Below are 25446 nucleotides of genomic sequence, written 5' to 3'. Positions count from 1 at the left end.
CTCCTTATGCGAGGCCGAGGCCACCGACCACAAGGTCGATGATCTTGATGCCGACGAACGGCGCGATCAGGCCGCCCAGACCATAGATGGCGAGGTTGCGCGCGAGCAGCGGCCCCGCCCCCATCGGCTTATAGGCGACGCCCTTCAGCGCCAGCGGCACGAGCAGCGGGATGATCAGCGCGTTGAAGATGATCGCGCTAAGGATCGCCGATTGCGGCGTCGCCAGACCCATGACGTTGAGCACGCCTAGCCCCGGATAGAGCGCCACGAACATCGCCGGGATGATCGCAAAATACTTCGCCACGTCATTGGCGACCGAGAAGGTCGTCAGCGCGCCGCGCGTCATCAGCAACTGCTTGCCGAGGCCGACGACCTCGATCAGCTTGGTCGGATCGCTGTCCAGATCGACCATGTTGCCCGCCTCGCGCGCGGCCTGGGTGCCGGTGTTCATCGCGACGCCGACATCCGCCTGCGCCAATGCAGGCGCATCGTTGGTGCCGTCACCGCACATGGCGACCAGCTTGCCGCCCTGCTGTTCCTTGCGGATCAGCGCCAGCTTGTCCTCGGGCGTCGCCTGGGCGAGGAAGTCGTCCACGCCCGCTTCGGCGGCGATCGCGGCGGCGGTCAGGGGGTTGTCGCCGGTGATCATCACCGTGCGGATGCCCATGCGACGCAGCTCGCCAAAGCGTTCGCGGATGCCCGCCTTGACCACGTCCTTCAGGAAGATGGCGCCCAGCAGGCGGCCATTTTCCGCCACCGCCAGCGGGGTGCCACCGGCACGCGCGATCTCGTCAGTGATGCGCTGCAACTGGGTCGCCGCCGCCGTCTCACCCACAGCCGGATGGGCGCGCAGGATCGAGTCGACCGCGCCCTTCTGGATCAGGCGTTCGCCGATCCTCACGCCCGAGATGCGGGTCTGGGCGGTGAAGGGGATGATCTCCGCGTCTGCGGGCAGGTTGGCAATCGAGACCTTGAACTGTTCGCGCGCCAGCACGACGATCGAGCGGCCCTCGGGCGTCTCGTCGGCCAGGCTGGCCATCAGCGCCGCCTCGGCCAGCGCATCCACGTCCGAGCCGCCGACGGCACGGAACTCGCTCGCCTGACGGTCGCCGATGGTGATGGTGCCCGTCTTGTCGAGCAGCAGCACGTCGACATCGCCCGCCGCCTCGACCGCACGACCCGACTTGGCGAGCACGTTGAAGCGGACCAGACGATCCATGCCCGCAATGCCGATCGCTGACAGCAGCGCCGCGATGGTCGTCGGGATCAGGGTGATGAGCAGCGCCGCCAGGATCGCGACCGGAATGCTACCGCCCGCAAAGGACGCAAAGCCCGGAATGGTGCCGACCGCGATCAGGAAGATGATGGTCAGGCCGACGAGCAATATGGTCAGCGCCACCTCGTTCGGCGTCTTCTGACGCTCGGCCCCCTCGACCAGCGCGATCATGCGGTCGAGGAAGCCCTGGCCCGGATTGACCGTCACCTTGACGCGGATCTCGTCGGAGATGACGCGGGTGCCCGCCGTCACCGCCGAACGGTCGCCGCCCGCCTCGCGGATGACCGGCGCGCTCTCGCCGGTGATCGCGGCTTCGTTGACGCTCGCCACGCCCGCGACGACCTCGCCGTCCGAGGGGATCAGGTCGCCGGTCTCGACCAGCACTACATCGCCGATCTTCAGCGCGCTGGCGGGGACATTCTCCCATTCATGGCCAGCGCTCGTCAACCGCTTGGCGGTCAGCTCGGCCTTGGCGGCGCGCAGGGACGCCGCCTGCGCCTTGCCGCGCCCTTCGGCCAGGGCCTCGGCGAAGGTGCCGAACAGCACGGTCAGCCACAGCCAGACGACGAGTTGCAGCTTGAACCCGGTGGTCAGCCCGTCATGCCCGACGACGAGCAGGACGGTCAGGAGGGCGGCGACCACCGCAGTCACAAACATCACCGGGTTGCGGATCAGTTCGCGCGGATTGAGTTTGACGAACGAGGCCTTGATCGCCGGGAGCACCAGCTCGGCGGTGAACAGGCTCTTGGTAGGGGAATTGGCCATGAATGGCGCTCCCGATCAGAAAAGTTGACCGCGGATCATCGCGAGATGATCGGCGATGGGACCAAGGGCGAGGCTCGGCAGGAAGGTCAGGCCGCCCAGCACCAGCACGATGCCGACGAGCAGACCGATCCACAGCACACCCGTGGTCGGGAAGGACCCGGCCGAGGCGGGGACATGCTTCTTCGCGGCGAGGCTCCCGGCAATGGCGAGCATCGGCACGATGATGAAGAAGCGGCCCACCCACATGGCGACGCCCAGCAGACCGTCATACCAGGGGGTCGAAGCGGTCAGGCCGGCAAAGGCCGAGCCGTTGTTCGCGACCGCACTGGTGAAGGCATAGAGGATCTCGCCGAAACCATGCGGCCCCTTGTTGAGCGGCCCCGCCAGACCCTGTTGCGTGACACACGACAGCGCGGTCAGCCCCAGGATGAACAGCGGCAGGACGGCGATGGCGAGGACGGCGAGCTTGACCTCGCGGCTCTCGATCTTCTTGCCGACATATTCGGGTGTGCGACCGACCATCAGGCCGGCGACGAACACCGCCAGGATGGCGAACAGCAGGAAGCCATAGATGCCAGCCCCAACGCCGCCGATGACGACCTCGCCCAGCTGCATGTTGAACAGTGGGATCATGCCGCCAAGGGCCGTGAAGCTGTCATGCATCGCATTGACCGCGCCGCATGACGCAGCCGTGGTGACGGCCGCGAACAGCGCCGAGGCGGCGACGCCGAAGCGGACCTCCTTGCCCTCCATATTGCCGCCCGCGACGCCCAGCTGGTGCAGCACGGGGTTGCCCGCCGCTTCCGCCCAGTAACAGACGGCCGCGCCGCCTAGGAACAGCAGTATCATCGCCGACAGGATCGCCCAGCCCTGCCGCGTATTGCCGACCGCCTTGCCGAAGCACCAGGTCAGGCCGAAGCCGATGACGAAGATCGACAGCATCTGGACGAAATTGGTGAGCGCGGTCGGGTTCTCGAACGGATGCGCCGAGTTGGCGTTGAAGAAGCCGCCACCATTGGTGCCGAGCATCTTGATCGCTTCCTGGCTTGCCACCGGGCCGACCAGGATCGACTGGCGCACGCCTTCCAGCGTGTCGATATTGACTACGCCCGCCATGGTCTGCGGCACGCCGCTGGCGATCAGGAAGACCGCATAGACGATGCTGACCGGCAGCAGCAGATATAGGGTGATGCGCGTCACATCGGCCCAGAAATTGCCGAGATTCTTCGTCTCACGCCCCGCAAAGCCGCGAAACAGCGCAAAGGCCAGCGCGATGCCGGTCGCCGCCGACATGAAATTATGGATGGTCAGGCCCAGCATCTGGGACAGGTTCGACATGGTCGCCTCGCCCGCATAGCTTTGCCAGTTGGTGTTGGTGGTGAAGCTGATCGCGGTGTTGAACGCCAGATGCGGGGTCAGCCCGGCCAGCCCCTGTGGATTGCCCGGCAGATAATATTGCAGGCGCAGCACCGCATAGGTGAAGACCATCAACGCGACGTTGAAGATCAGCATGTGCAGCGCATAGCGGCGCCAGCCCTGCTGCGCCTCCGGGTCGATGCCCGACAGCGCGTAGAAGCCGCGCTCGACGGGGCCGAGCACGGTGTGGAGCGGCGTGCGCCGCCCTTCATAGAGCGCGAACAGCCACGCGCCGACCGGCTTGGTCAGCGCGAGCAGGATCGCGACGAAGCCCAGGATCAGGGCCAATCCTTGAAGCGTCATGATGCCGCCTCCTTCAGAAGCGTTCGGGGCGGATCAGCACCGCCACCAGATAGACGAGAAGGCCGAGCGCGGTCAGCGCCGCCAGCCAGAGGTCGAGGGTCATGGCTCAGCCCTCCTCATGCATGGTCGCACAGGCGGGCATAGGCGAGCGTCGCCGCCACCAGCCCGGCCATGACCAGCAACCAGATCAGATCGTCCATAGTGCGGCTCCTCAGAAGGCAGCGGTGAGGGTGGCGAGGAAGGTGCTGCCCGCGATATTGCCGGTGCCGTCCTGCCCCTTGCTGAAGCTCGGCCGCAGATAGGCGGCCTTGCGGTCGGAAATGTCGGTGTCGACCCAGGCCAGACCCAGCGTCAGGTTGCGCCATGTCGTGTCCGCGCCCAGCGACCAGTCCCAATAATCGCCGGTCGGCGTCGGGGCGGTGGCGTTGGGGCCGAGGCCGTTCATGCCCCAGCTATGGCCGATATGCGCCTTGGCGGTGATCGGCGTGCCATGGATCGCCGCCGCGCCGTCGCCCCAGAGATACAGATTGTCGCTCTTGGCGCCCGGATGGTCATAGACGCCCGCCGCCGCGCTGGCGCCGTTGTTATACCATTTGCCGATCGCCTGCTGCTTGGGCGCATAGGCGACACCGGCTGTCAGCGAGACCGGGCCGGTCGTGCCCGACAGCTTGGCGAAGGGCTCGGCATAGTCCGTCTTGTTTGCGCCGCCCGGATACATGTACCAGGTCAGCCCGACATCCAGCGTGCCGTTTGCGGTGATCCTGGTCTTGTACCCGCCGATCAAGTCCAGCTCCATGTTCGCGCCGCCGAAGGTTCCCCACCCCGCCAGGTTCGACGCCCAGGCGCCTACATAGGCACCGCTCTCATGGGTCGCCGTGATACCGGCCTGTACCGCCATATGTTCATCCGACTGCGAGATGCCGCGCAGGCGATAGTCGGAGACGATCGCGGCCGAACCGCTGACCGTCACGGGCGGCGGCGCGGTCTCGGCGGTCTGCGCCGAGACGGTGGCGGGAAGCAGGAACAGCGCCGTGACGGCGCTCAAGGTGATGGTCTTCATATGTGCCCCTATGGACAGGCCACCGCATCGCGGGCGGCCTCCAGGGGCAGGCAATTAGGCCGGGCCCGCGTAGCAATTCGAGGGCGATCCCCCGGTTTCGCATATAGACGGCATATAGTCGGGCCTAACATTCCTTCCCTGCAAGGGGAGGTGGCGCGCGCAGCGCGTCGGAGGGGTGTGGCAGGTCGAACCCGCCCCGCGGGTTCGAGGATTGCCGGGGGCAATCCGGCCTGCCACTCGCTATCGAGAGGCCGACACCCCTCCGTCAGGGCTTCGCCCTGCCACCTCCCCTTGCAGGGGAGGAAGAGAATGACGTCACCAAAACGTCAACGATTTCCGCCATGACGGGACATGGTCACATTCTCCCGCCGCTCACTCCTTTCCGCCGGTGCCGCCCTTGCCGGAGCCAGCGCCCTGCCCCCGGCGATCGCCCGCGCCGCCGCCATCGCGCCCGACCGGCGGACGGGTACAATCCGCGATGTCGAGCATGTCGTCATCCTGATGCAGGAAAATCGGGGCTTCGATCATTATTTCGGCACGATGCGCGGGGTGCGCGGCTTTGGCGACCGCTTCCCCATTCCGCTCACCCCCGCCATGCCCGGCGAAGTGCCGCGCAACGTGTGGCAGCAGATGGACCGCACCGCGCCAGGCGGCCCGCGCCTGGTCTCCCCGTTCCATCTCGATACGGACAAGCAGTTCGCGCTGATGCGGATGGAGGGCACGCCGCACACATGGCCGGATGCACAGGCCGCCTGGGACGAGGGCCGGATGTCACACTGGCCCGAAGCCAAGAAGCAACGCGCCATGGGCCATTATGCCCGTGCCGACCTGCCCTTCCAGTTCGCGCTGGCCGAGGCCTTCACCCTCTGCGACGCCTATCATTGCGCGATCCAGACCGGGACGAACACCAACCGCCTGTTCCTCTGGACCGGCACCAACGATCCGCTGGGCAAGGCGGGTGGCCCGGCCATCGGCAATTCGCATGACAGTTTCGCCGAGGATGGCGGCGCGGCCGATCCCTATCGCTGGACCACCACGGTCGAGCGGATGCAGGCGGCGGGCATCGACTGGCGAATCTATCAGGACATGGCGGACAATTTCACCGACAACCCGCTGGTCGGCTTCGCCGCCTATCGCGAGGCGCATCTTGGGCGCGGCGATCCCGAACTGAAGGACCGGGCGCTGACCACGCGCGGGCTCGACGCGCTGAAGGCCGATGCGCTCGCCGGGCGCTTGCCGCCAGTCTCCTACGTCATTGCGACGGCGGCGGGGTCCGAGCATCCCAACCCCTCCAGTCCGGCCCAGGGCGCGGCCTATACGGCGGAACTGCTCGACGCGCTGACCGCCGATCCAAAGGTGTGGGCGCGGACCGCATTGTTCGTGATGTTCGACGAGAATGACGGCTTTTTCGATCATGTCCCCCCGCCCGCCCCGCCGTCGCGCATGGCGGATGGAACGATGCTCGGCGGATCGACCGTCGAATTGACCGGCGAATATCATGACGTGCCCTCGATCGGCGATGCGAACATTGACACGCCCGCCTATCGCGGCCGTCCCTATGGCCTGGGCCCCCGCGTGCCGATGTATGTCGTCTCGCCGTGGAGCCGGGGCGGTTGGGTCAATTCGCAAGTCTTCGACCACACCAGCGTCATCCGCTTTCTGGAGGCGCGCTTTGGTTTTCACGAACCCAATATCTCGCCCTGGCGGCGCGCGATATGTGGCGACCTGACCAGCGCGTTCGACTTCGCGGCCACCGATGCGGCGACGCCCGAACTGCCCGATCCGCGCGGGGGCGCGATCCGCGCCGCCGCGATCAAGGGACAGGTCAGCCCGCAGGCTCCGGCGACCATCGGCGCTCCTCGTCAGGAGCCGGGTATCCGCCGGGCCCGCGCCCTGCCCTATCGCTTGAACGTCATCCAGCTTGCCGATCCCGCAGGCATCCGCCTGCGCTTCCAGGCCGAGGGAGCGGGCGCGGTGTTCCATGTCTATGACCGGCACGCGCTGGATCAGCCACCGCGCCGCTATACGCTCGCGGCTGGGACGAGCATCGAGCATGTCTGGTCCACCGATCCCGCCGCCGGACATGACCTGTGGGTGCTGGGCCCGAACGGGTTCCACCGCCACTTTGCGGGCCGCGATCCTGCTTCGATCGTCCAAACCGGGGTCGACGACACAGGCCTGACACTGACCGTTCCACCAGACTTGCCCGATATGGCGATCGTCCGCCTCGAGCCCGGCCAGGCCACCGCCGTCGCAACGCCGCTCAAGCCCGGCCGCCATCGCTGGTCACTGGATGCGGCACTGGGTTGGTACGACGTGACGCTGACCCGAGCGAGCGATCCGCTGTACCGCCTGCGCCTGGCGGGACGGCACGACCGGCCGGGCCGCGCGACCGTCAGCGACCCGTTCCGCGCCTGACGCCATTTCCCCTTCCCCACTCGCCGGAGCAGCGATAGGGTAGCGTTCAAACAAATCAATTTCGTTATTCGAGGGGATGAATATGCGGGGCAATGCGTGCGCCAAGGCGCTGGGCGGTCGGTGGCGCTGGGCCTGGGCCGCGTCGGTGCTACTGGCGGGCGTCGCGCCCCTCGCACTGGCCGCCGACCCGCTGGCGACCGTCGAACGCAACGGCGCGCTCGTGTCGGTCGAGCCCTACGGCCCCGGCATCGTCCGCGTCACCATCGCCACCGATCGCGCCGAAGCGGAGGCCAAGCCCGGCTATGGCCTGATCGCGAAGAGCGATACCGGCGGCTGGTCGCACCGAAGCGATACGAGCGGCGACATTTTCGCCTCGCCCGGCATGACCGTGACGGTTGCCGCCCAGCCCTGGCCCAAGCCGCCCAGCCAGATGGAGCGCTACTTCGCCCCCTCGCTCCCGCCCGTCTCGATCAGCTTCGCCGGACCCGATGGCGAGCTGCTGACCCGGATGAACGGGTGGGAAATGGCGCCCCACACCGTCTCGGGCGAGAAGACCTTCCGCGCCGGCGCCAGCTTCGCCGATACCCCCGACACCCATTATTACGGCCTTGGCCAGTATCAGGACGGCGTTCTCGACCTGCGCGGGCGAACCATCGACTGCCGTCACGATTATGACCGCCCCGGCGGGGAGTCGGTCTGCGTACCCTTCATGGTGACGGACAAGGGTTATGCGATCCTGTGGGACAATCCTTCCGCGACCACCGTCTCGCCCGGCTTGCTGAACGCGACCAAATTCGCCTCCAATGTGGGCGAGCGCGTGTCCTTCTTCGTCATCGCGGGCAAGACGACCGACGAACTTTACGCGGGCTATGCCAAGCTGACCGGCGCGACGCCGCTGCCACCCAAGGCCGCCTTCGGGCTCATCCAGAGCAAGGCCCGCTATGAAACGCAAGGCCAGTTGACCCAAATCGCCGATGGTTACCGCAAGCGCGGCCTACCGCTCGACGTCATGGTGCTCGACTGGTTCTACTGGACGCGGATGGGGCAGCTCGACATCGACCGCACCGCCTTTCCCGACCCGGCGGGGATGAACGCGCATCTCAAGGCGATGGGGATGCACAGCATCATCAGCATCTGGCCGCGCTTCGAGCGCGAGAGCCGCTGGTTCGACACGCTGGCGGCCAAGGGCTGGCTGATGAAGGACAAGGACGGCAATCCGGTCGACGGCCTGCCGATCCGCTCCGACCGGGCGGGCGCGCTGATCGACAGCACCAACCCGGAGGCGCGGGCGTGGTTCTGGGGCAAGATCCGCGACAACATCTTTTCCCAAGGCTTCGATTATGCCTGGCTGGACGAGACCGAACCCGATCTGGTGCCGGAAGGGCATTTCTATGCCATCGGGTCGGGCGACCGCTATCGCAACGTCTATCCGCTGCTCCACACGTCCAGCGTCGCGGATGGATCGGCGCGCGACCGTCCGGACATGCGCAACATGATCCTGTGCCGCGCTGCCTATCTGGGGACGCAGGCCAATGACTGCCTGTTCTGGTCGTCGGACGTGCAGTCCAATTGGGAAGCGCTGAAGCGTCAGGTGCCCGCAGGGCTCGGCATGACGGCAAGCGGCATCGCATACTGGTCGAGCGATACGGGCGGCTGGCAATGGCCCAACGGGCCGGAGGCAAAAGCCCCGGTGCTGGTCGATCCGGCGGGGGCGACTGCGATGGCACCGTCCTATCGCGACTATCCGGAGCTGTTCGTCCGCTGGTTCCAGTACAACGCCTTCACCCCGACGCTGCGCATCCATGGTCAGCGGCCGGGCACCGCGCTGTGGGACTATGGCACCGCCGCCGAGCCGATCCTGGCGAGCGCGCTGCGGCTTCGCTATGCGCTGATGCCGTATATCTATGCGCTCGGCCGACAGACGAACCAGACCGGCGCCCCCTTCATGCGCGCGCTGTTCATGGACTTCCCCCATGATCCGGCGGTCAAGGATCTGGGCGACGAATATATGTTCGGCCCCGCCTTCCTGGTCGCACCCGTCACCGAACAGGGCCAGACTTCGCGCCGGGTGTACCTGCCCGCCGGGGCCGACTGGTACGACTGGTGGACCGACAAGCGCTACACGGGTGGCCAGTGGATCGACGCCGCCGCGCCCATCGATCATATCCCCTTATTCGTGCGCGCCGGGTCGATCGTACCGATGGGGGTGCAGGTACCCAGCACCGCCACCGCGCAAGGGCTGGAGAGCATCCGCGTCTATCCGGGCCGCGACGCCAGCTTCACGCTGTATGACGATGACGGCACCACCAACGCCTATCGCAAGACGGGCGGACGCAGCGCGACGCTGCGGTGGGACGACAAGGCCCGCCGCCTGACCGCCAGCGGTCGCCTGCCGACCGGTCAATCGGTCGAACCGCTCGTCAAAATCGTCGGCCAGTAAGATCAGGCCCGGCTCCCCAAGGGGGCCGGGCCATTCTTAACCCACGGAATACAATCGTTTTTGCGGACGGACGGGACAAACCGGCCGAAAGAGGAGGAGAAGGATCATGATTGGATTTATGGCCCTGCTGATCGCGGCCCTGCCGGCGGGAGCGGCCGTCCAGGCAGCCCCCAGCGCGGCGGCCCAGCCCAGCATCTTCGACAAGGCGGTGAACGCACCCGGCATCGGCTGGGCCCCTTACGGCCCCAACCAGACCGCCAAGCAGGTCCCCGCATCCGACGTTCCCGGCGGCAATGCCGTGCAGATCAAAGTGACCAAGGCAGGCGCCAATCCCTGGGACAGCGGCGTGACCTATCCGACGATCAAGCCGATCGCGGCGGGCGATACGCTGATGACCATGGTCTTCCTGCGTGCGCCGGATGCGGCCGAGGGACAGACGGTGACGATCCCCGTCGCCATGGGCGGCGCAGAGCCTCCCTATCCGACGATCACCAGCGAACCGCTTCAGGTCGGATCGACGTGGAAACGCTATTTCGTGACCGGCGTCGCGGCCCAGGCCTTTGCAGCGGGCAAGGCCAATATCTCGGTCCAGCTCGCTGGAGCCAAGCAGGTGATCGAGGTCGGCCCGGCCTTCCTGATCGACCTGGGGCCGAACTTCGACCGGTCGAAGCTGCCGCGTAACTGAGCCGGTGGTCGGGGCGGTACGTGATTGCCCCGGCCGCCCCACTCCAAACAGCCGTTCGCACTGAGCGAAGTCGAAGTGCACGCCCCGGACGCGCCTCTTGGCGGAGGGCGCTCCTTGGCCTTCGACTTCGCTCGGGTAGAACGGCGGGTAGGGATCTTGCTGACATAGAAAACCGCCCGCCTCCGAAGTGGAAGCGGGCGGTGTTTTGTTCGTCATCCCGGCCGGACTCCGAAGGGCCCGGCCTTACCGCGGATCAGAAGGTGCCGCGAAGCGCGAACGAGAAGCGGCGGTCGTTGACGATGTACGAGCGCGGCGCGGTCGCGGTCGAACCGCTGATATAGGCCTGCTGGGTCTTGATGACCTGATTGGCCAGGTTCACGCCCTGCACGCCGATCTTCAGATACTTGTTGATGTTGATGAACGCCGACGCGTCGAGCTGACCGCCCGCATCCTGATAGATGGAGGTGTAGGGGAAGATCACGTCCGCCGGGGTCAGCAGATACTTCGAGCGCCAGTTATACGCCGCACGCAGCGAGACCGGACCCTTTTCGTAGAAGAGTGCGGCGTTCACCGTGTGCTTCGACAGGCCCTCAAGCGGCAGGTTGCCCGGCTTGATGTTCGAGTTGTTGGCCGGTGCACCGCCGTTCAGGAACGAGTTGGGCAGGCCCGAGCTGTCGATATAGGTATAGCTGCCGCTGGCGCCGAAACCGCTGAGCAGACCCGGCAGGAAGTCGAAGGTCTGCTGATAGGCAACCTCGGCACCCTTGATCTTGCCGGCGCCCTCATAGTTGGCCGGACCACGGACGAGCACCGACTGGGTGATGCCGTTGCTGGTGATGTCGCGAGTCGTGACCGACTGGTAGAAGAAGTTCTTCACCGACTTGTAGAAGACGTCGACCGACAGCTGGCCCACGCGGGCGAAATACCATTCGACGGTCGCGTCGAACTGCCACGCGGTCGCGGGCTTCAGGTATGGATTGCCTGCGGTCGCCGTGATCTGACCGCTGGTCGAATCGAAGCCCAGTTGCAGGAAGTTGCGGATGTTCGCGAAGTCCGGACGGGTCATGACCTTCGACGCCGCCAGACGCAGCACCACGTCGCGCCCGATGCCGAACTTCAGGTTCGCGCTGGGCAGGAAGTAGTGATACTGGGTCCGCGCCGTATCGGGCAGGGTGACGCCGGTCGAGAAGGCCTGGATGTTGTTATAGGCGGCCTCGCCCAGCTGACAGATGCCGGCCGGACGGCCCGTGACGGTGGTACCGTCGGGACGGGTCGTGGTGACGATGGCGCAACGGGTGGCGAACGCATCGGTCGTGCCGGTCTGATCCCGCGTCGGCGCGCCGATCGAGCCCGACGACGTCACGTCGGTGAGCACATAGCGGACGCCGATATTGCCGCTCATCCGCACATCGCCGAACAAATTGCCCGGAGTGGCGAAGTTCAGCTGCGCATAGGCGTTCTTGTCCTGCTGGTTCACGAGCTGGATTTCGGACGGCAGATACGGCGTGCCCGCGACGACGCCCGCACGCTGTGCCAGCGGCGACCAAGTCGTGGCGGTCGAACCATTGGCCGTCTTCCACAGATTGCCGATCGACTGGAAATAGGCGGCAGCCTGCTGATAATTCTCCGTCATGTTGCCGGTGTAGTAATAGGCCGACGGCGAGCCGTTGGTCGCACCACGGAAGAAGTTGGGGAAGGTGTAGAGCTCGGTCTGGCCGGGCTGTTGCGCGAACGACACCGGGTTGGTACCCGACCACACTTCCGACAGCGCACCCCAATTATAGGTGGTGTAGCGCACTTCCGACGCACGATCGGCGTAGCGCGCGCCGAACTTGGCATGGGTGAAGAAGCTGCCGTCGTCGAACTTATAGTCGACATCGGCCTTGAACGCATATTCGCGGCCGGTGCTCTCCTCAAGATGGTCCATCGCCGCGCGCCAGAACTGGACGTTCCGGTTGGCGAAGTAATCCGCATCGCTCTGCTGGTTCAGCGTCGGGTTCGGCGTCGCCCAGCTCGCCTGCAGCGTGGAGGGCTTGTGCGGAATCACGACCGGCAGGTTGCCCGACAGGTCGAGTTCCGAGTCCGCGAAGGTCGAACCGAACACGCGCAGGTCGGTGCTGGTCTTCTTGGCGCGGGTATAGTCGCCGTCCAGGTTGACCGACCAATGGTCATTCAACTCGGTCTTCAGGTTCAGGCCGAAGTCGGTGACGGTGTTCTCGTCACGGGTCATGCCGCGCGCCAGCGACTGCTGCGTACCGCCGGTCGGGACCCAGCAGGTCGCATTGCCGCTGCACGATGCACGATAACCGTTGCCCGGCGCCGTGATATAGCCCGACTGGAACAGGCCATTGGCGTCATAGATATAATTCTTGGTCGTGCCGGTGGGGCACTGCGCGATCGTCGAGTTGGCGGGTCCCAGATTGTTCTGAAGACAGCCGACCGGATAGGTGTTGTATTCGGCCAGATCGGGCGCGGTCTCGAACGTCCGCTCCGACGTGTTGTTGATCGTGTGGGTGCGCAGGAACTGAGCGGTCAGGACCGTCCGCTCGTCCCGGCTCTGCCACTGACCGGCCAGTGCGATGCCGTCACGCTTGCGATCGAATTCCTGGGTCGCAAACTGGCCGCCGATCGGGGCGTAGCGCAGCGAAGCCGGATCGAGATAGCCGTCCGCGCCCGCGGTGCTGGCCGCGCCGCATGCGAAACCGGTCGTGCCGCCGACGGGCAGCGTGGTCTGGTCGACCGTGCCGGGCAGCGGATTGCGGCAGTTCTGCGCCGTGGTCGAGTTGGCCGCCAGCGCCAGCGTGTTGTCGCGGGTCTGGATATTGGTGATACGGATGCTGTCCGCGCGGCTGCGGACGCGCGAATAGGAGATATTGCCGAGCAGGCCGAGGCGGCCGATGCCCGTATCCCAGGTGTTGCTGACCAGCAGCGAGCCGGTCGGCGACCACTTCTTCTTGAAGTCGCCATAATTTCCCTCGGCGGTGAAGCCCAGGTGGAAGCCCTTGTTGTCGAAGGGCTTGCGGGTATTCAGATTGACCGTACCGGCAAGGCCGCCCTCGATCAGTTCGGCGGTGGCGTTCTTGTACACCTCGACCGAGCCGAGCAGTTCGGCGGGGACGTCGGAGAAGTTGATCGCTTGGCCGCCGATGCCGGCCGAGAAGGTGTCGCGGCCGTTGAACTCCGAACGGACGAAGGTCAGGCCGCGCACCGCGACGCCCGAGCCTTCGACCGAGAAGTGGTCGGGGTCGTTGGCGGCGGCGAAGCGGCTGATCGACACGCCGGGAACGCGCTGGAGCGCCTCGGTCACCGAGCGGTCGGGCAGCGCGCCGATGTCGCTGGCGGTGATCGCGTCGACGACGGTGTCGGAGTTGCGCTTGATCGACTGCGCATTGGCCAGGCTCTGGCGGATGCCGGTGACGACGACTTCCTTTTCGTCGACGACATCGTCGCCTGCGGGCGGCTGTGCGCCGGCGGCCTCGGCGCTCGCGCTGGTGCGCGGCGTTGTCGAACCGGCAGTACCCTGGCCCGCAACCGCGCCGGTCGGCGAGGTCGAGCTTTGGTCCGAATCGGCTGTCGTTTGCGGATCAGCGGTCTGCGCCATGGCGGGCATGCTCAACCCGGCGACGCACAAGGCACCGGCGGAAGCGCCGATGAGAAGCCGATGGAAACGATTGGCATTGAAGGGCGCAACGTTGCGCATCATGGTCATCCCCCCCTTTGTACGCGCCACCTTGGCGTCGTTATTTAGGTCGAAATCACGCTCATCGACGCGATCCTCGGACTCGTGATTGCGCTACCAGCAATGTTTCGACAAGATGCTTTACTTATAAACGTCCGATCCGGTCGGAGGTGCGACATTCCTGCAACGCTAGGTCCCTGGCGGATTGCGGAGCGGCGTGCGGCACGGCATGAAATGACGAAACGGCCCGATTTTCATGGGTCTGGAGGGGGAACGAAAGGTGACGCAACAACGGGTGCGGGTCGTCATCGTGGGCGGCGGCACGGCCGGATGGATGGCAGGTGCCGCTCTGGCCCGTCTCCTTTCGGGACAGTGCACCGTTCGATTGATCGAGTCGGAGGCGATCGGCGTCGTCGGTGTCGGCGAGGCCACCCTTCCCCATATTCGCGCTTTCAACGAACGGCTTGGCATCCCCGAGTCCGAATTCATGGCGCGCACCCGGGCGACCTTCAAGCTGGGGATCGAGTTTCGCGATTGGGGCCGAATCGGGGATAGCTATATCCACCCGTTCGGCACCTTCGGGCGCGGCAGTGGCGCGATCGACTTCCATCATTACTGGACGCGGCTGCAGCGCGAGGGGCATGACCTGCCGCCGCTGGATGAACTCTCCTATGCCTGCAAATTGGCGCGCGAAGCGCGGTTCGACCATCCCGTTCGCGGCGAGGGATCGTTACCATCCACCTTCGGCTATGCCTATCAATTCGACGCGCTGCTCTTCGCCCCCTATCTGCGCGGTCTGGCCGAGGAGGCCGGTGCGGTACGGACCGAGGGGGTGGTCGTCGATGTCGAGCGAGACGGCGAGAGCGGACTGATCCGCGCGGTCACGCTGGCCGATGGCGAGCGGGTCGAGGGCGACTTGTTCATCGACTGCTCGGGCTTCCGCTCGCTGCTGCTGGGCCAGACGCTGGCGGAGCCGTTCGAGGACTGGTCGAAATGGCTGCCTACCGACCGGGCGGTGGCGATGCCGTGCCGGACCGAAACCGCCGTCACGCCCTATACCAGCGCGATCGCGATGCCCGCCGGATGGCGCTGGCGCATTCCGCTCCAGCATCGGACCGGCAATGGCTATGTCTATGCCAGCGACTTCATCGCCGATGAGGACGCCGCCCTCGCGCTGGAACAGGCGGTCGAGGGCGAGCCGCTGGCCGCCCCCCGCCTGCTCCGTTTCAAGGCGGGGCGGCGTCGCCGGAGCTGGGTCGGCAATTGTGTCGCGATCGGCCTCGCCAGCGGGTTCCTCGAACCGCTCGAATCGACCAGCATCTATCTCGTCCAGCAGGCGATCACCGCGCTGATCGAACTGTTTCCGGACCGGCAGGCCAATGCCTCCGACCGCGACGAATTCAACCGGATCATCGATCTGGAATATGACCGAATTCGCGACTTCCTGATCCTCCATTACCACGCGACCGACCGGGACGATTCGCCGTTCTGGAATTACGTCCGGACGATGGAGATACCCGATAGTCTGGCCGAAAAGCTGGACCTTTGGCGCCGACGCGCCCGCGTGGTGAAGTATCGCGAGGGCGTGTTCCTAGATGCCAGCTGGATCGCGGTCTATCTGGGCCAGGGCATCGTACCCGAAGGATGGGACCCGCGCGCCGATGTGGCGGGCAGCGCCGACCTGTTGCGTGCCGTGGGTGATCTTCGCGTCGAGATTGCGCGCGACGTCGCCAGGCGGCCCGATCATCGCGGCTTTCTGGCGCGCTACTGCCCGATGGTGGACGCGGCATGACAGCGGCGGGACCGATCCAGACCGTGCTGGTCGTCGGCGGCGGGCTGACCGGCTGGTGCGCCGCCGCCGCACTGAAGCGCCGCGCGCCGTTTCTCGACGTGACCCTGCTGGCGACACCGGTCGCGGCGGCGGCGTTGGCGGACCGCATCATGTGCACCCTACCCTCGCTTCCGGGGTTCCAGGCCGACCTGGGCATCGGCGTGGATGACGGGGTGACGCGCGCCGGGGCAGGCTATCGCCTCGGCACGCGCTTCGTCGGCTGGGCGGAGGGGCTGCCCGATTATGTCCATGCCTATGGCCCCTATGGCCATGCCATTGGTCCGGCGGCGTTCCATCTTCATTGGGTAAGTTCCGCACGCAATGGCATGGCGCAGCCTTTCGATAGCTATTCCCCCGCCGCGCGGATCGCTCGCGATGGCCGTTTCGCCGCGCCCGCGCCCGGCGGTATCTTCGGCGCGCATGACTTCGGCCTGACCCTCGACCCAACCCGCCATCCGGCGATGATCCGGGCCTTTGGCCAGCATGTCGGTGTGCGGGACATGGTCGGTGCGGTCGCGGAGGTTCGCCTGGACGATCGCGGCCATGTCGCCTCCGTCACCACGGAGCAGGGCCGGACGCTGACCGCGGACCTGTTCATCGATGCCAGCGGCCCGGCGGCCATGCTGCGCGGCGCGATCGACGCGGATCGGCAGGATTGGGGTGCGTGGCTGCCCTGCGACCGGGTGCTGCTCGGCACGCGTCCGTCTGGCGAGGGGGCTCCGGTGCTGATCACCGTCACCGCGCATCGGGCGGGTTGGCAGTGGTCGAGCGGTAAGCAAACCGGCCTAGCCTATTCGAGCGCTAACCTGTCCGATGCCGAAGCGACGGCAATGCTGGCGAAGGATGGCTCGTCGGTCGCGCCCCCCATCACGGTCCGCCCCGGCACGCGCCCACAGGCCTGGCGGGGCAATTGCATCGCGATCGGCGATGCCGCGACCGAGATCGAGCCGCTGGAATGGTGCAATCTCCATCTGGCGTTGAGCGCGGTCGACCGGCTGATCACGATGCTGCCCGACCGTGCCATGGCCCCGGTCGAGGCGGCGGACTTCAACCGCCAGACGCTGGCCGAGGCGGAGCGGGTGCGCGATTTCCTCGCGGCCCATTACCGCACCGCGCGCCGCACCGAGCCGATGTGGCAGGCGGTCGCGCGAGCCGAGCCCCCCGCCAGCCTCGCCCACACGCTAAGCCAGTTCGCCGAGCGGGGCCGCCTGCCCTTTTACGAGGAAGAAACCTTCGCGCGGGACAGCTGGGCCGCGATATTGCTGGGCCAGGGGTTCCTGCCACGCCGTATCGATCCGCTCGTCCATGGCGTGTCGGCGACCGAGGTGCAGGCGGTCATGAGCCGCCTGTCGGACGCCATTACCGACGCCCTGCCCCAAATCCCCGCCCACGCCGAATGGCGCGCGGCCCAGATGAGACGCCTTGCCCGATGAGCGTGACGCCCACCCATGACCATAGCATCCGCCGCGTCGTCATCGTCGGCGGCGGCACCGCCGGCTGGATGGCCGCCGCCGCCTTCGCCCGGCTGTTGAACAACGGCTATACGCAGGTGACGCTGATCGAATCCGAAGAGATCGGTACGGTCGGCGTCGGCGAAGCGACGATCCCGCCGATCATCACCTTCAACCAGATGCTGGGGCTGGACGAGAACGACTTTCTCGCCGCGACCGGTGGTACGTTCAAGCTGGGGATCGAGTTCGTCGACTGGGGCGACAAGGGCGAGCGCTATTTCCATCCCTTTGGTCGGTTCGGCCACGACCTTCAGGGCGTGCATTTCCACCAGCTCTGGCTGCGCGAGCGCAACCGACGGGCGATTCCCGACATCGCTGACTGGTCGATGAGCGCGGTCGCGGCGCGGCAGGGACGCTTCGGCCGCGCCAAGGCGGATGCCCGCTCGCCGATCCGCGAGCTGTTCTATGCCTTCCACTTCGACGCCTCGCTCTATGCCCGTTACTTGCGCGGCTATGCCGAGCGCGGCGGCGTCACCCGGATCGAGGGGCGGATCGACGCGGTGAATCTGCGTCCCGAGGATGGCCATGTCGAGGCGGTGACGCTGGCCGATGGACGGCGGATCGAGGGCGACCTGTTCATCGACTGCTCGGGCTTTCGCGGGCTGTTGATCGAGGAGGCGCTGGAGACGGGGTATGAAAGCTATGCCCGGTGGCTGCCCTGCGACCGCGCGGTCGCGGCGCCGTGCGCCCTGCCCGACCCGCGCGAGCCCGATCCCTTCACCCGCGCCACCGCACGCGACGCCGGGTGGCAATGGCGCATCCCGCTGCAGCACCGGATGGGCAATGGCCTGGTCTATTGCAGCGAATTTCTGGACGACGAAGCGGCGCGCGCGCAACTGGTCGACAGCCTGGAGGGCGAATTGCTGGGCGAACCGCGCCAGTTGCGCTTCACCGCGGGACGGAGGCGGAAAAGCTGGAACCGCAACGTCGTGGCGCTTGGCCTGTCGAGCGGATTTCTGGAGCCGCTCGAGTCGACCAGCATCCATCTGGTGCAGGCGGCGATCCAGCGGCTGATCGCGCTATTCCCCGACACGCGCTTCGATCCCACCGAGCGCGACGAATTCAATCGCCAGATGCACGACCTGTACGAGGATGTGCGCGACTTCATCATCCTGCATTACAAGGCCACACGGCGCACCGACACACCCTTTTGGAACCGGGTCCGCACCATGGAGGTGCCGGAAAGCCTGTCGCGCAAGATGGCGCTGTGGGCGGGCAAGGGGCGGCTGTTCCGCGAAGGCTATGACCTGTTCGCCAATCCCAGTTGGGTTGCGGTGTGCCTGGGTCAGGGTCTGGTCCCGCAAAGCTGGGAGCCTGCCGCCGATGCGCTGGACGAGGATCTGGTCGCGCAGGCGCTGGAGCAGATACGCGGTGGCTATGCCGATACGGCGGCGCGATTGCCGAGCCATGGCGATTTCCTGCGCATGACCGCGCCCTCCCCATTGGCCCCCGGCCTGACCGGAGCGTCCGATGCACCGGGCGGCGGTTTCGATTTCACCCGCACCGCACCAGGCGCGACGGGCGCGCGAGGTCCCCTGTTATGAAACGGATCGTCCTTCCCCTGCTGGCGCTGATCGGGATCGGCGCCAGCGACGCCCCTGGCCCGCATCTCAACCAGATCGGATTCCGCCCCGACACGGCCAAGCGCGCGATCCTCGCCGCCAGCGGATCGGCGCCGCTGCCATGGCAGTTGCTGGACGAAGGCGGTCATATCGTCGCGCAAGGACGGACCACGCCCTTCGGGCCCGACGCGGCATCGGGCGACAAGGTCCATCGGATCGACTTCGGCAGCTTTGCCACGCCCGGCACCTATCGCCTGCGGGTCGATGGTCAGGTCAGCCACCCCTTCGCGATCGAGGCGGGGCTTTACCGTCCCCTGGCACGCGCGGCGCTCAATTTCTTCTATCAGCAGCGCGCCGGTGTCGCGATCGAGGCACGCTTTGCCGGTGGCCCGCAATGGGCGCGTGCGGCGGGTCATGTGCGCGAGGTCGTGACCTGCTTCAAGGGCCCCGATCTGGCGGGCACGAACTGGCCGGGCTGCCCCTATAGGCTCGACGTGACCGGCGGATGGTATGATGCGGGCGACCAGGGTAAATATGTCGTCAATGGCGGCATCTCGCTATGGATGCTGCAAAATCTCTATGAGATCGACGCGGGATCGCCCCCCTTCCCCGATGGCAGCGCCGCACTGCCCGAGGCCGGGAACGGGATCAACGACCTGCTCGACGAAACACGGTGGGAAATGCGGTTCCTGCTCGCCATGCAGGTGCCCGATGGGCAGACGCTGGCATTGCCGGTCGGGCGACAGGGGCGCGGGCCATACCGGCTGACGCCCGTCGATGCCGGGGGCATGGCGCATCACAAGATCGCCGACCGCAATTGGACCACGCTGCCCACCGCGCCCGCCGACGACCGGGAAGAGCGGCTGCTCTATCCGCCCAGCACGGCGGCGACGCTGAACCTTGCGGCCACCGCCGCGCAATGCGCCCGCATCTGGCGGGGGATCGATGACGTCTTTGCCAAGCGTTGCCTCGTCGCGGCGGGCAAGGCCTATAGGGCCGCGTTGCGCAACCCCGACATCTATGCCGCGCAGGCATTCAATGGCAGCGGCGGTTATGGCGATGGCGACCTGTCGGACGAACTCTATTGGGCGACCGCCGAACTCTATGCCGCGACCGGCATGCCCGAGCTGGCCGAGGCGCTGAAGCGAATGCCGCTACACGACGCGCCGCTCACCGCCGAGCCGAGCTGGGCCGGGACCGCCGCGCTGGGCACCATCACCCTGGCTACCGCCACGGGCGTCGTCCCGTCCGAACGGGCGGCGGCACGGACCAAACTGATCGCGCTCGCCGACCGGTTTGTGGAGGAGGAAACCCGGTCGGGCTATCATATCCCCTACGCCTCGACCGCCTATAGCTGGGGCTCGAACAGCGTCCTGATGGGTCGCGCGATGATCCTGTCGCTGGCGGCGCGGTTCACCGGCGAGGAACGCTATCGCGACGCCGCCGTCGATGCGATGGACTATGTGCTGGGCCGCAACCCGCTCGACCAAAGCTATGTCAGCGGCTTCGGGTGGAAACCGATGACCAACCCCCATCATCGCTTCTGGGCGCATCAGTTCGATGCGAAGACCCCCGGACCGCCGCCGGGCGTGTTGAGCGGGGGCGCGAACAGCACCAGCTTTCCCGAACCGGCATCGGCTCCCCTCAAGGGGCATTGCATCGGCCAACGCTGCTGGATCGACGATGCGCGCGCCTATGCCCATAACGAGGTCGCGATCAACTGGAACGCGCCGCTGGTCTGGGTCGCGACCGACCTGACCCGCCCGCTGGCCCCTACGCGCTGACCCCGTCGCCACCCCTGTTCCAATCACAAAGCCATATCATTTGCAGAGAGGATTTTAGATGGACCGTCGCAATTTCATGAAGACCGGCATGGCGATGGGCGGTGCCGCGCTCGCCACGGGCGGAGGCAGCCTGGCCGCCGCTCGGGCCGCCGCCGCTCAAGGACAGGATTTGAGCTTTCCCAAGGACTTCCTCTGGGGTTGCGCCACCGCCTCCTACCAGATCGAGGGTGCGGTAAAGGAGGACGGTCGCGGGCAGACCAACTGGGACGTCTTCTCGCACACCCCCGGCAAGGTCGCCAATGGCGACACCGGCGACGTCGCCTGCGACAGCTATCACCGGTACAAGGACGACATCGCGCTCCTCCAGAATCTGGGCGTCAAGGCGTATCGCATGTCGATCGCCTGGTCGCGCATCTTCCCCGAGGGGCGCGGCAAGCCCAATCAGAAGGGCCTGGATTATTATAACCGCGTGATCGACGGGTTGCTGGCGGCGGGTATCCAGCCCAACGTCACCATGTTCCACTGGGATCTGCCCCAGGCGCTGCCCGGCGGGTGGCAGAATCGCGACACCGCCAAGGCGTTCGCCGATTATGCCGGGTTCATGGCCGGCAAGCTGTCCGATCGAGTGCACCGCTTCATGACGGTCAACGAACTGCGCTGCTTCACCGATCTAGGGCATATGGTCGGCATCCACGCGCCGGGGTTGAAACTGCCGCAGGGCCAGGTGAACCAGGTCCGCCATCACGGCGTCCTCGCCCATGGCCTGGGCGTCCAGGCGATCCGCGCCCATGCCAAGGCCGGGACCGAGGTGGGCATCGCGGACAATGCCAGCATCTTCGTGCCCGTCATCGAGACGCCCGAGCATATCGAGGCGACCAAGAAGGCGATGCGCGACGAAAACGCCATGTTCCTGACCGCCGTCATGGAAGGCCGATATATCGACAGCTATCTGTCGGCGGCGGGGGCCGATGCGCCCAAGGTGCAGGCGGGCGACATGGCCGCGATCGGCAGCCCGCTCGATTTCGTCGCGCTCAACATCTACACCCCGACCTTCGTCAAGGCGAACCCCGACGATCCGCGCGGCTATACGCCCCTGCCCCATCTGGCGCACTCGCCGCGCATGGCCTCGCCCTGGCTCTATGTCGGTCCCGAAGCCGCCTATTGGGGCGTGCGCGCGGTCAGCGAGATGTGGAAGCCCAAGGCCATCTACATATCCGAGAACGGCACCTCGGCCGACGACGTGCTGAACGACAAGGGGATGGTCGATGACGGTGACCGGATCATGTATCTGCGCAACTATCTGGGCCAGTTTCGTCGCGCGGCGGCGGAGGGATACCCGCTCAAGGGCTATTTCCTGTGGAGCCTGATGGACAATTTCGAATGGGCCGATGGCTATGCCCTGCGCTTCGGCCTGCACCATGTCGACTATGCCACCCAGAAGCGCACTCCGAAGCTGAGCGCGCAATGGTATAAGGAACTGATCCGCCGCAACGCGCTGGTTTGATTATTCCTCAGCGAAACGAAGAAGCCCGCCGGTCCCATGGTGACCGGCGGGCTTTCTTTATCCCATTACGGAAAGGGATCAGAAGCGGAAGCGCAGCCCCACGCCGTAATAGCGGCCCTCGTCGCGGATATCGCGTGGATAGGACAGACCATCGCCATATTGCGCATAGTTGTTGAATGGCTGCGCCAGAATATTGGCCGCGTCGAACGTGATCGTGACTTCCTTCATAATGTTGTAGTTGAAAGAGAAATCCAGCCGCTGGATGCGGGTCGTGCCCTCACCGTTATACACGCCCTGAGGGTTGACGAAGTTGCTGTTCAGGAACGCATCACGATTGTTGAACGACAGCCGGGTCGAGATGTCCCCCTTTTCGTAGAACAGCGCGACGTTATAGGTCCAGCGCGACAGATTCGGAATACGAACGAAGGGCGGCTCGGTGGCCCCACCTACGCTGCGGAAGACGTTGGCGGGATATTGCTGTTCGCCGACCAGAAAGGTCGTGTTGGCCTGGACGCCGATCCCGCTCCACAGGCCCGGCAGGAAGTCGAGAAAGGTCTGTGCGCCCAGTTCGAAACCCTTGATCCGCCCCTTGCCCGCATTTTCCGGACGGGTGATTTCCAGCAGACCATAGACCGGGTCAAGCGTCCGGTTGGTATAGTTGCTGATGAAGCCCTTCAGATCGCGGTAGAAGGCCGCCGCGGTAATCGAAGCCGTCGGCGAGAAATAATATTCGACCGTCGCGTCGAAGTTCTTGGACGTCAGTGGTTGGAGGTCCGGGTTGCCGCCATTGCCATAGGCATCGGGACGCCCCTGAAGCCCAGGTCCGAACCGCGTGTCCGGCACGGGGTCGGCCACCGGCGTCGCGGTGTTCTGAGAAATATAGATGGCCGGATTCAGCTGGCCGAATTCCGGCTTCGTCCGGGTGATCGTGAAGCCGAAGCGGACCTGCAACTTGTCCGTCGGACGCACGCGCAGGCTGACATTAGGCAGGATGTCGACATAATTGGCCTTCACGCTACGCGGCTCGGCGCGGGTCACGCCGTTGAACGTGACGTTCGACACGCCGCTATAGCGGCCGACCGTGTTGACCACGCGCGCACCGATCAGTCCGTCGAAGCGGAAGGTGCCAATATCGAATTCATATTTGGTCTGGCCATAAAAGGCATAGGTTTTTTCGCGGGCCAGGAAGGTAGAAAGCGGATCGAGCTGGACCGTCGGCGAGGCGAAGCGGTTCAACGCATCGCGATAACCCTGGTCGGTCGGATTGCCCGCGACGATCCTCTGCAACGCTTCATAGGAGAATTGGCGAAGCTGGGCGGCGTTCCCCGCAATCCCCTCCCGCGTCGGCATCAGCCAGCTGGTGAAGCCCTGATTGCCGCGGAAGGCGTTCTGCGTCAGCGCCAGGTCGCCGGTCGGCGTCTGGTTCAGCGGGATCGCCAGCCATTCGGTATAGGCATAGCGATTGCCCTGACGCAGCGAGGCATCGCGATCGGTCCACCGGACACCAATCTGAAGCTTGGGGAACAGCGACAGGTTGGTCTCGAAATCCAAATCGCCGCGCCACTGCCAGCCCTTGCCCTGGACGCGATAGGTGCGCTCATAATAGCCGCGCCAGATATAGTTGTTCGGGTCGGCCGGATCGAAGCCCGGCAGCGAGAAGGACGATCCGTTGTCGACGAAGAACCGGACGTCGGCCGTCGGCGCGCGCGAGAAGGCGCTGTCGAAACTCCATTCGTCGCTGCCATATTCCGACGTGGTATAAGCCAGGTCGGTCGAGAAATGGGCCGGGCCCAAATCCCATTTAGCTCCGCCCGCCACCTGATACGTGTTGGTATAGGCGCTCGCCGTGCTACGATACGCCTCGGGCCGGATACCCCCGGTCTTGGTCAGGCTATCGACCTGCCGCGGCTCTCCATCGCGCAGGACGACATTGGTATAGCTCGGCGCGCCGTCGAGGACCGGCACGCGCAGCCAGTCATTGGCGATCTCGCCGCGATAGCTCTGGTACAGGAAATCATAATAGATTTCGAGATTGTGCGCCGGACGCCACTGCGCGCTGGCATTGATGGCCGGGCGCCAACGCTTGCCGCTGTCGTTAAAGACGCCCACATTGACCGGGATCTGCCAGCCGCGACCGGCCGAAGCGGGGCTGATCGTCGAATTGGCGCTGGGGCTGGTCACATAGCCATCGGCCCAGCGGACCGCGTTGCGATATTGCGCCTGGGTATAGGCGGCGTTGATCAACCAGCCGATCTCGCCAATTGCCGTATCCGCCCGCTGGCTGATGAGCAGATTGCCCAGCGGGTCGAACTTCTTCGACTGGTCGTTATAGGTGCCGCGAATACCGCCCGCGACGGTCAGGCCCTTTTCGAAATCGAAGGGGCGGCGCGAACGCACGTTGATCAGACCCGCCAGACCGGGTTCCAGCAGATCGGCGGTGCCCGACTTATTGACTTCCAGACCCGCAAGTGCGCCCGCCGGGAAATCCTGAAGCGCGGCGCGGCGATTCTCGGCAGTGAAGATGTCGCGACCATTGAAGGTCGTCGCCACGTCCGGCAGACCGCGCACTAGCACCTGAGTCACTTCGTCGCTGTACCGGTTGACCTGGATGCCGGTCACGCGCGCGAGCGACTCCGCCGCCGTATTGTCGGGCAATTTGCCGATGTCCTGCGCAACGATGGCGTCGAGGATCGCATCCGAGTTACGCTTGATCGCCTGCGCGCTGCCCAGGCTGGCGCGGTAGCCGGTGACGACGATGTCGCGCGGGTCGGCCTGCTCGTCATCCAGGCCGGTGGTCGAGGACTGGACCGGGCTACGATCCGGAACTTCCTGTACATCCTGCTGGATTCCCACCTGCGTCTGCGCTTCGATCGGCGCATTGGGATCGGCCGTCTGTGTGGTGCTGGCAGCGTTGCCGGTCTGGGCCGAAGCGGGCGCGGCGATCAGCGCCAACGGCGCAACCGACAGCAACAGGACGTGATGCCTCATCAAAACTCCCCTCATATGGTCCGAACTTTCGGTACCTCTTGGGGGCATTTGTCAGACTATCCCCTCATTCGGTCAAGCCATGCATGACAAAATAATGAGACAGACTTCACTTCGTGGATTTTCGGTCACACCAATGAAGTTCGCAGCTGCAGTAATGTTAGCGCAATCAATGTGCTAAGATATTGTATTTGGAGAATTTAGAATCTGCTTCCACGGCGACGACA

The 25446-nt window shown here is 65.6% G+C and carries 14 protein-coding genes; 8 read left to right on the top strand and 6 right to left on the bottom strand.

The genetic code is table 11. The features are described 5' to 3' along the window. Positions 1-4: 4 nt before the first annotated feature. From kdpB to ACWPWT_RS13115, 4 genes are all read right to left on the bottom strand, one after another. Positions 5-2041: a potassium-transporting ATPase subunit KdpB gene (gene kdpB, locus ACWPWT_RS13130; RefSeq protein WP_454280040.1), complete on the bottom strand. Its 2037-nt coding sequence runs from the start codon at positions 2039-2041 to the stop codon at positions 5-7. Positions 2042-2056: 15 nt separating this feature from the next. Continuing rightward, on the bottom strand, positions 2057-3760 hold the full coding sequence (gene kdpA / locus ACWPWT_RS13125) for a potassium-transporting ATPase subunit KdpA (protein ID WP_454280039.1): 1704 nt from the start codon (positions 3758-3760) through the stop codon (positions 2057-2059). 13 nt (positions 3761-3773) lie between these two features. Further along, complete coding sequence (gene kdpF / locus ACWPWT_RS13120) at positions 3774-3863, bottom strand: K(+)-transporting ATPase subunit F (protein WP_037531783.1); 90 nt, start codon at positions 3861-3863, stop codon at positions 3774-3776. A 108-nt stretch (positions 3864-3971) separates the two neighbouring features. Continuing rightward, on the bottom strand, positions 3972-4820 hold the full coding sequence (locus tag ACWPWT_RS13115) for a TorF family putative porin (protein ID WP_454280038.1): 849 nt from the start codon (positions 4818-4820) through the stop codon (positions 3972-3974). 351 nt (positions 4821-5171) lie between these two features. Between ACWPWT_RS13115 and ACWPWT_RS13110 the strand changes: the two genes are divergently transcribed. From ACWPWT_RS13110 to ACWPWT_RS13100, 3 genes are all read left to right on the top strand, one after another. Then, positions 5172-7238, top strand: coding sequence for a phosphocholine-specific phospholipase C (locus ACWPWT_RS13110; RefSeq protein WP_454280036.1), 2067 nt, complete (start codon positions 5172-5174; stop codon positions 7236-7238). Positions 7239-7320: 82 nt separating this feature from the next. Further along, positions 7321-9678: a glycoside hydrolase family 31 protein gene (locus tag ACWPWT_RS13105; protein ID WP_454280035.1), complete on the top strand. Its 2358-nt coding sequence runs from the start codon at positions 7321-7323 to the stop codon at positions 9676-9678. A 106-nt stretch (positions 9679-9784) separates the two neighbouring features. Then, a complete protein-coding gene (locus ACWPWT_RS13100; RefSeq protein WP_261270123.1) occupies positions 9785-10363 on the top strand; it encodes a hypothetical protein in 579 nt (192 codons plus the stop codon). 253 nt (positions 10364-10616) lie between these two features. On the opposite strand, the gene ACWPWT_RS13095 is transcribed toward ACWPWT_RS13100, so the two are convergent. Then, positions 10617-14066 (bottom strand): TonB-dependent receptor, encoded by a 3450-nt coding sequence (locus ACWPWT_RS13095; protein ID WP_454280034.1) that lies wholly within the window; start codon positions 14064-14066, stop codon positions 10617-10619. 232 nt (positions 14067-14298) lie between these two features. Here ACWPWT_RS13095 and ACWPWT_RS13090 point away from each other — a divergent pair, with 232 nt between their 5' ends. From ACWPWT_RS13090 to ACWPWT_RS13070, 5 genes are read left to right on the top strand one after another with little or no spacing between them, the layout of a single operon-like run. Further along, positions 14299-15834, top strand: a complete 1536-nt coding sequence (locus tag ACWPWT_RS13090) for a tryptophan halogenase family protein (RefSeq protein ID WP_454280033.1) — start codon at positions 14299-14301, stop codon at positions 15832-15834. Next, positions 15831-17306: a tryptophan halogenase family protein gene (locus tag ACWPWT_RS13085; protein WP_454280032.1), complete on the top strand. Its 1476-nt coding sequence runs from the start codon at positions 15831-15833 to the stop codon at positions 17304-17306. The genes ACWPWT_RS13090 and ACWPWT_RS13085 overlap by 4 nt, the downstream gene beginning before the upstream one ends. Next, entirely contained in the window at positions 17303-18928 is a 1626-nt protein-coding gene (locus tag ACWPWT_RS13080) for a tryptophan halogenase family protein (RefSeq protein WP_454280031.1), read from the top strand. The genes ACWPWT_RS13085 and ACWPWT_RS13080 overlap by 4 nt, the downstream gene beginning before the upstream one ends. After that, positions 18925-20730 carry a glycoside hydrolase family 9 protein gene (locus ACWPWT_RS13075; RefSeq protein WP_454280030.1) on the top strand — a complete coding sequence of 602 codons (1806 nt, stop codon included), beginning with the start codon at positions 18925-18927 and terminating at the stop codon, positions 20728-20730. Before ACWPWT_RS13080 ends, ACWPWT_RS13075 begins: the two co-directional genes overlap by 4 nt. 58 nt (positions 20731-20788) lie before the next feature. Further along, positions 20789-22234, top strand: coding sequence for a GH1 family beta-glucosidase (locus ACWPWT_RS13070; RefSeq protein WP_454280029.1), 1446 nt, complete (start codon positions 20789-20791; stop codon positions 22232-22234). Positions 22235-22312: 78 nt separating this feature from the next. Here the strand turns inward: ACWPWT_RS13070 and ACWPWT_RS13065 are convergent, their stop codons facing one another. Then, positions 22313-25222, bottom strand: a complete 2910-nt coding sequence (locus tag ACWPWT_RS13065) for a TonB-dependent receptor (protein WP_454280028.1) — start codon at positions 25220-25222, stop codon at positions 22313-22315. Between the last annotated feature and the right edge of the window lie 224 nt (positions 25223-25446).

The sequence above is a fragment of the Sphingomonas sp. Marseille-Q8236 genome (assembly GCF_965112005.1).
This window is presented reverse-complemented; position numbering and strand designations above follow the sequence as displayed.

Coding starts and splice junctions, on each gene's coding strand:
- kdpB (WP_454280040.1), bottom strand. CDS start 2,041: ATGGCCAATTCCCCTACCAAGAGCCTGTTCACCGCCGAGCTGGTGCTC.
- kdpA (WP_454280039.1), bottom strand. CDS start 3,760: ATGACGCTTCAAGGATTGGCCCTGATCCTGGGCTTCGTCGCGATCCTG.
- kdpF (WP_037531783.1), bottom strand. CDS start 3,863: ATGACCCTCGACCTCTGGCTGGCGGCGCTGACCGCGCTCGGCCTTCTC.
- ACWPWT_RS13115 (WP_454280038.1), bottom strand. CDS start 4,820: ATGAAGACCATCACCTTGAGCGCCGTCACGGCGCTGTTCCTGCTTCCC.
- ACWPWT_RS13110 (WP_454280036.1), top strand. CDS start 5,172: ATGGTCACATTCTCCCGCCGCTCACTCCTTTCCGCCGGTGCCGCCCTT.
- ACWPWT_RS13105 (WP_454280035.1), top strand. CDS start 7,321: ATGCGGGGCAATGCGTGCGCCAAGGCGCTGGGCGGTCGGTGGCGCTGG.
- ACWPWT_RS13100 (WP_261270123.1), top strand. CDS start 9,785: ATGATTGGATTTATGGCCCTGCTGATCGCGGCCCTGCCGGCGGGAGCG.
- ACWPWT_RS13095 (WP_454280034.1), bottom strand. CDS start 14,066: ATGATGCGCAACGTTGCGCCCTTCAATGCCAATCGTTTCCATCGGCTT.
- ACWPWT_RS13090 (WP_454280033.1), top strand. CDS start 14,299: ATGGGTCTGGAGGGGGAACGAAAGGTGACGCAACAACGGGTGCGGGTC.
- ACWPWT_RS13085 (WP_454280032.1), top strand. CDS start 15,831: ATGACAGCGGCGGGACCGATCCAGACCGTGCTGGTCGTCGGCGGCGGG.
- ACWPWT_RS13080 (WP_454280031.1), top strand. CDS start 17,303: ATGAGCGTGACGCCCACCCATGACCATAGCATCCGCCGCGTCGTCATC.
- ACWPWT_RS13075 (WP_454280030.1), top strand. CDS start 18,925: ATGAAACGGATCGTCCTTCCCCTGCTGGCGCTGATCGGGATCGGCGCC.
- ACWPWT_RS13070 (WP_454280029.1), top strand. CDS start 20,789: ATGGACCGTCGCAATTTCATGAAGACCGGCATGGCGATGGGCGGTGCC.
- ACWPWT_RS13065 (WP_454280028.1), bottom strand. CDS start 25,222: ATGAGGCATCACGTCCTGTTGCTGTCGGTTGCGCCGTTGGCGCTGATC.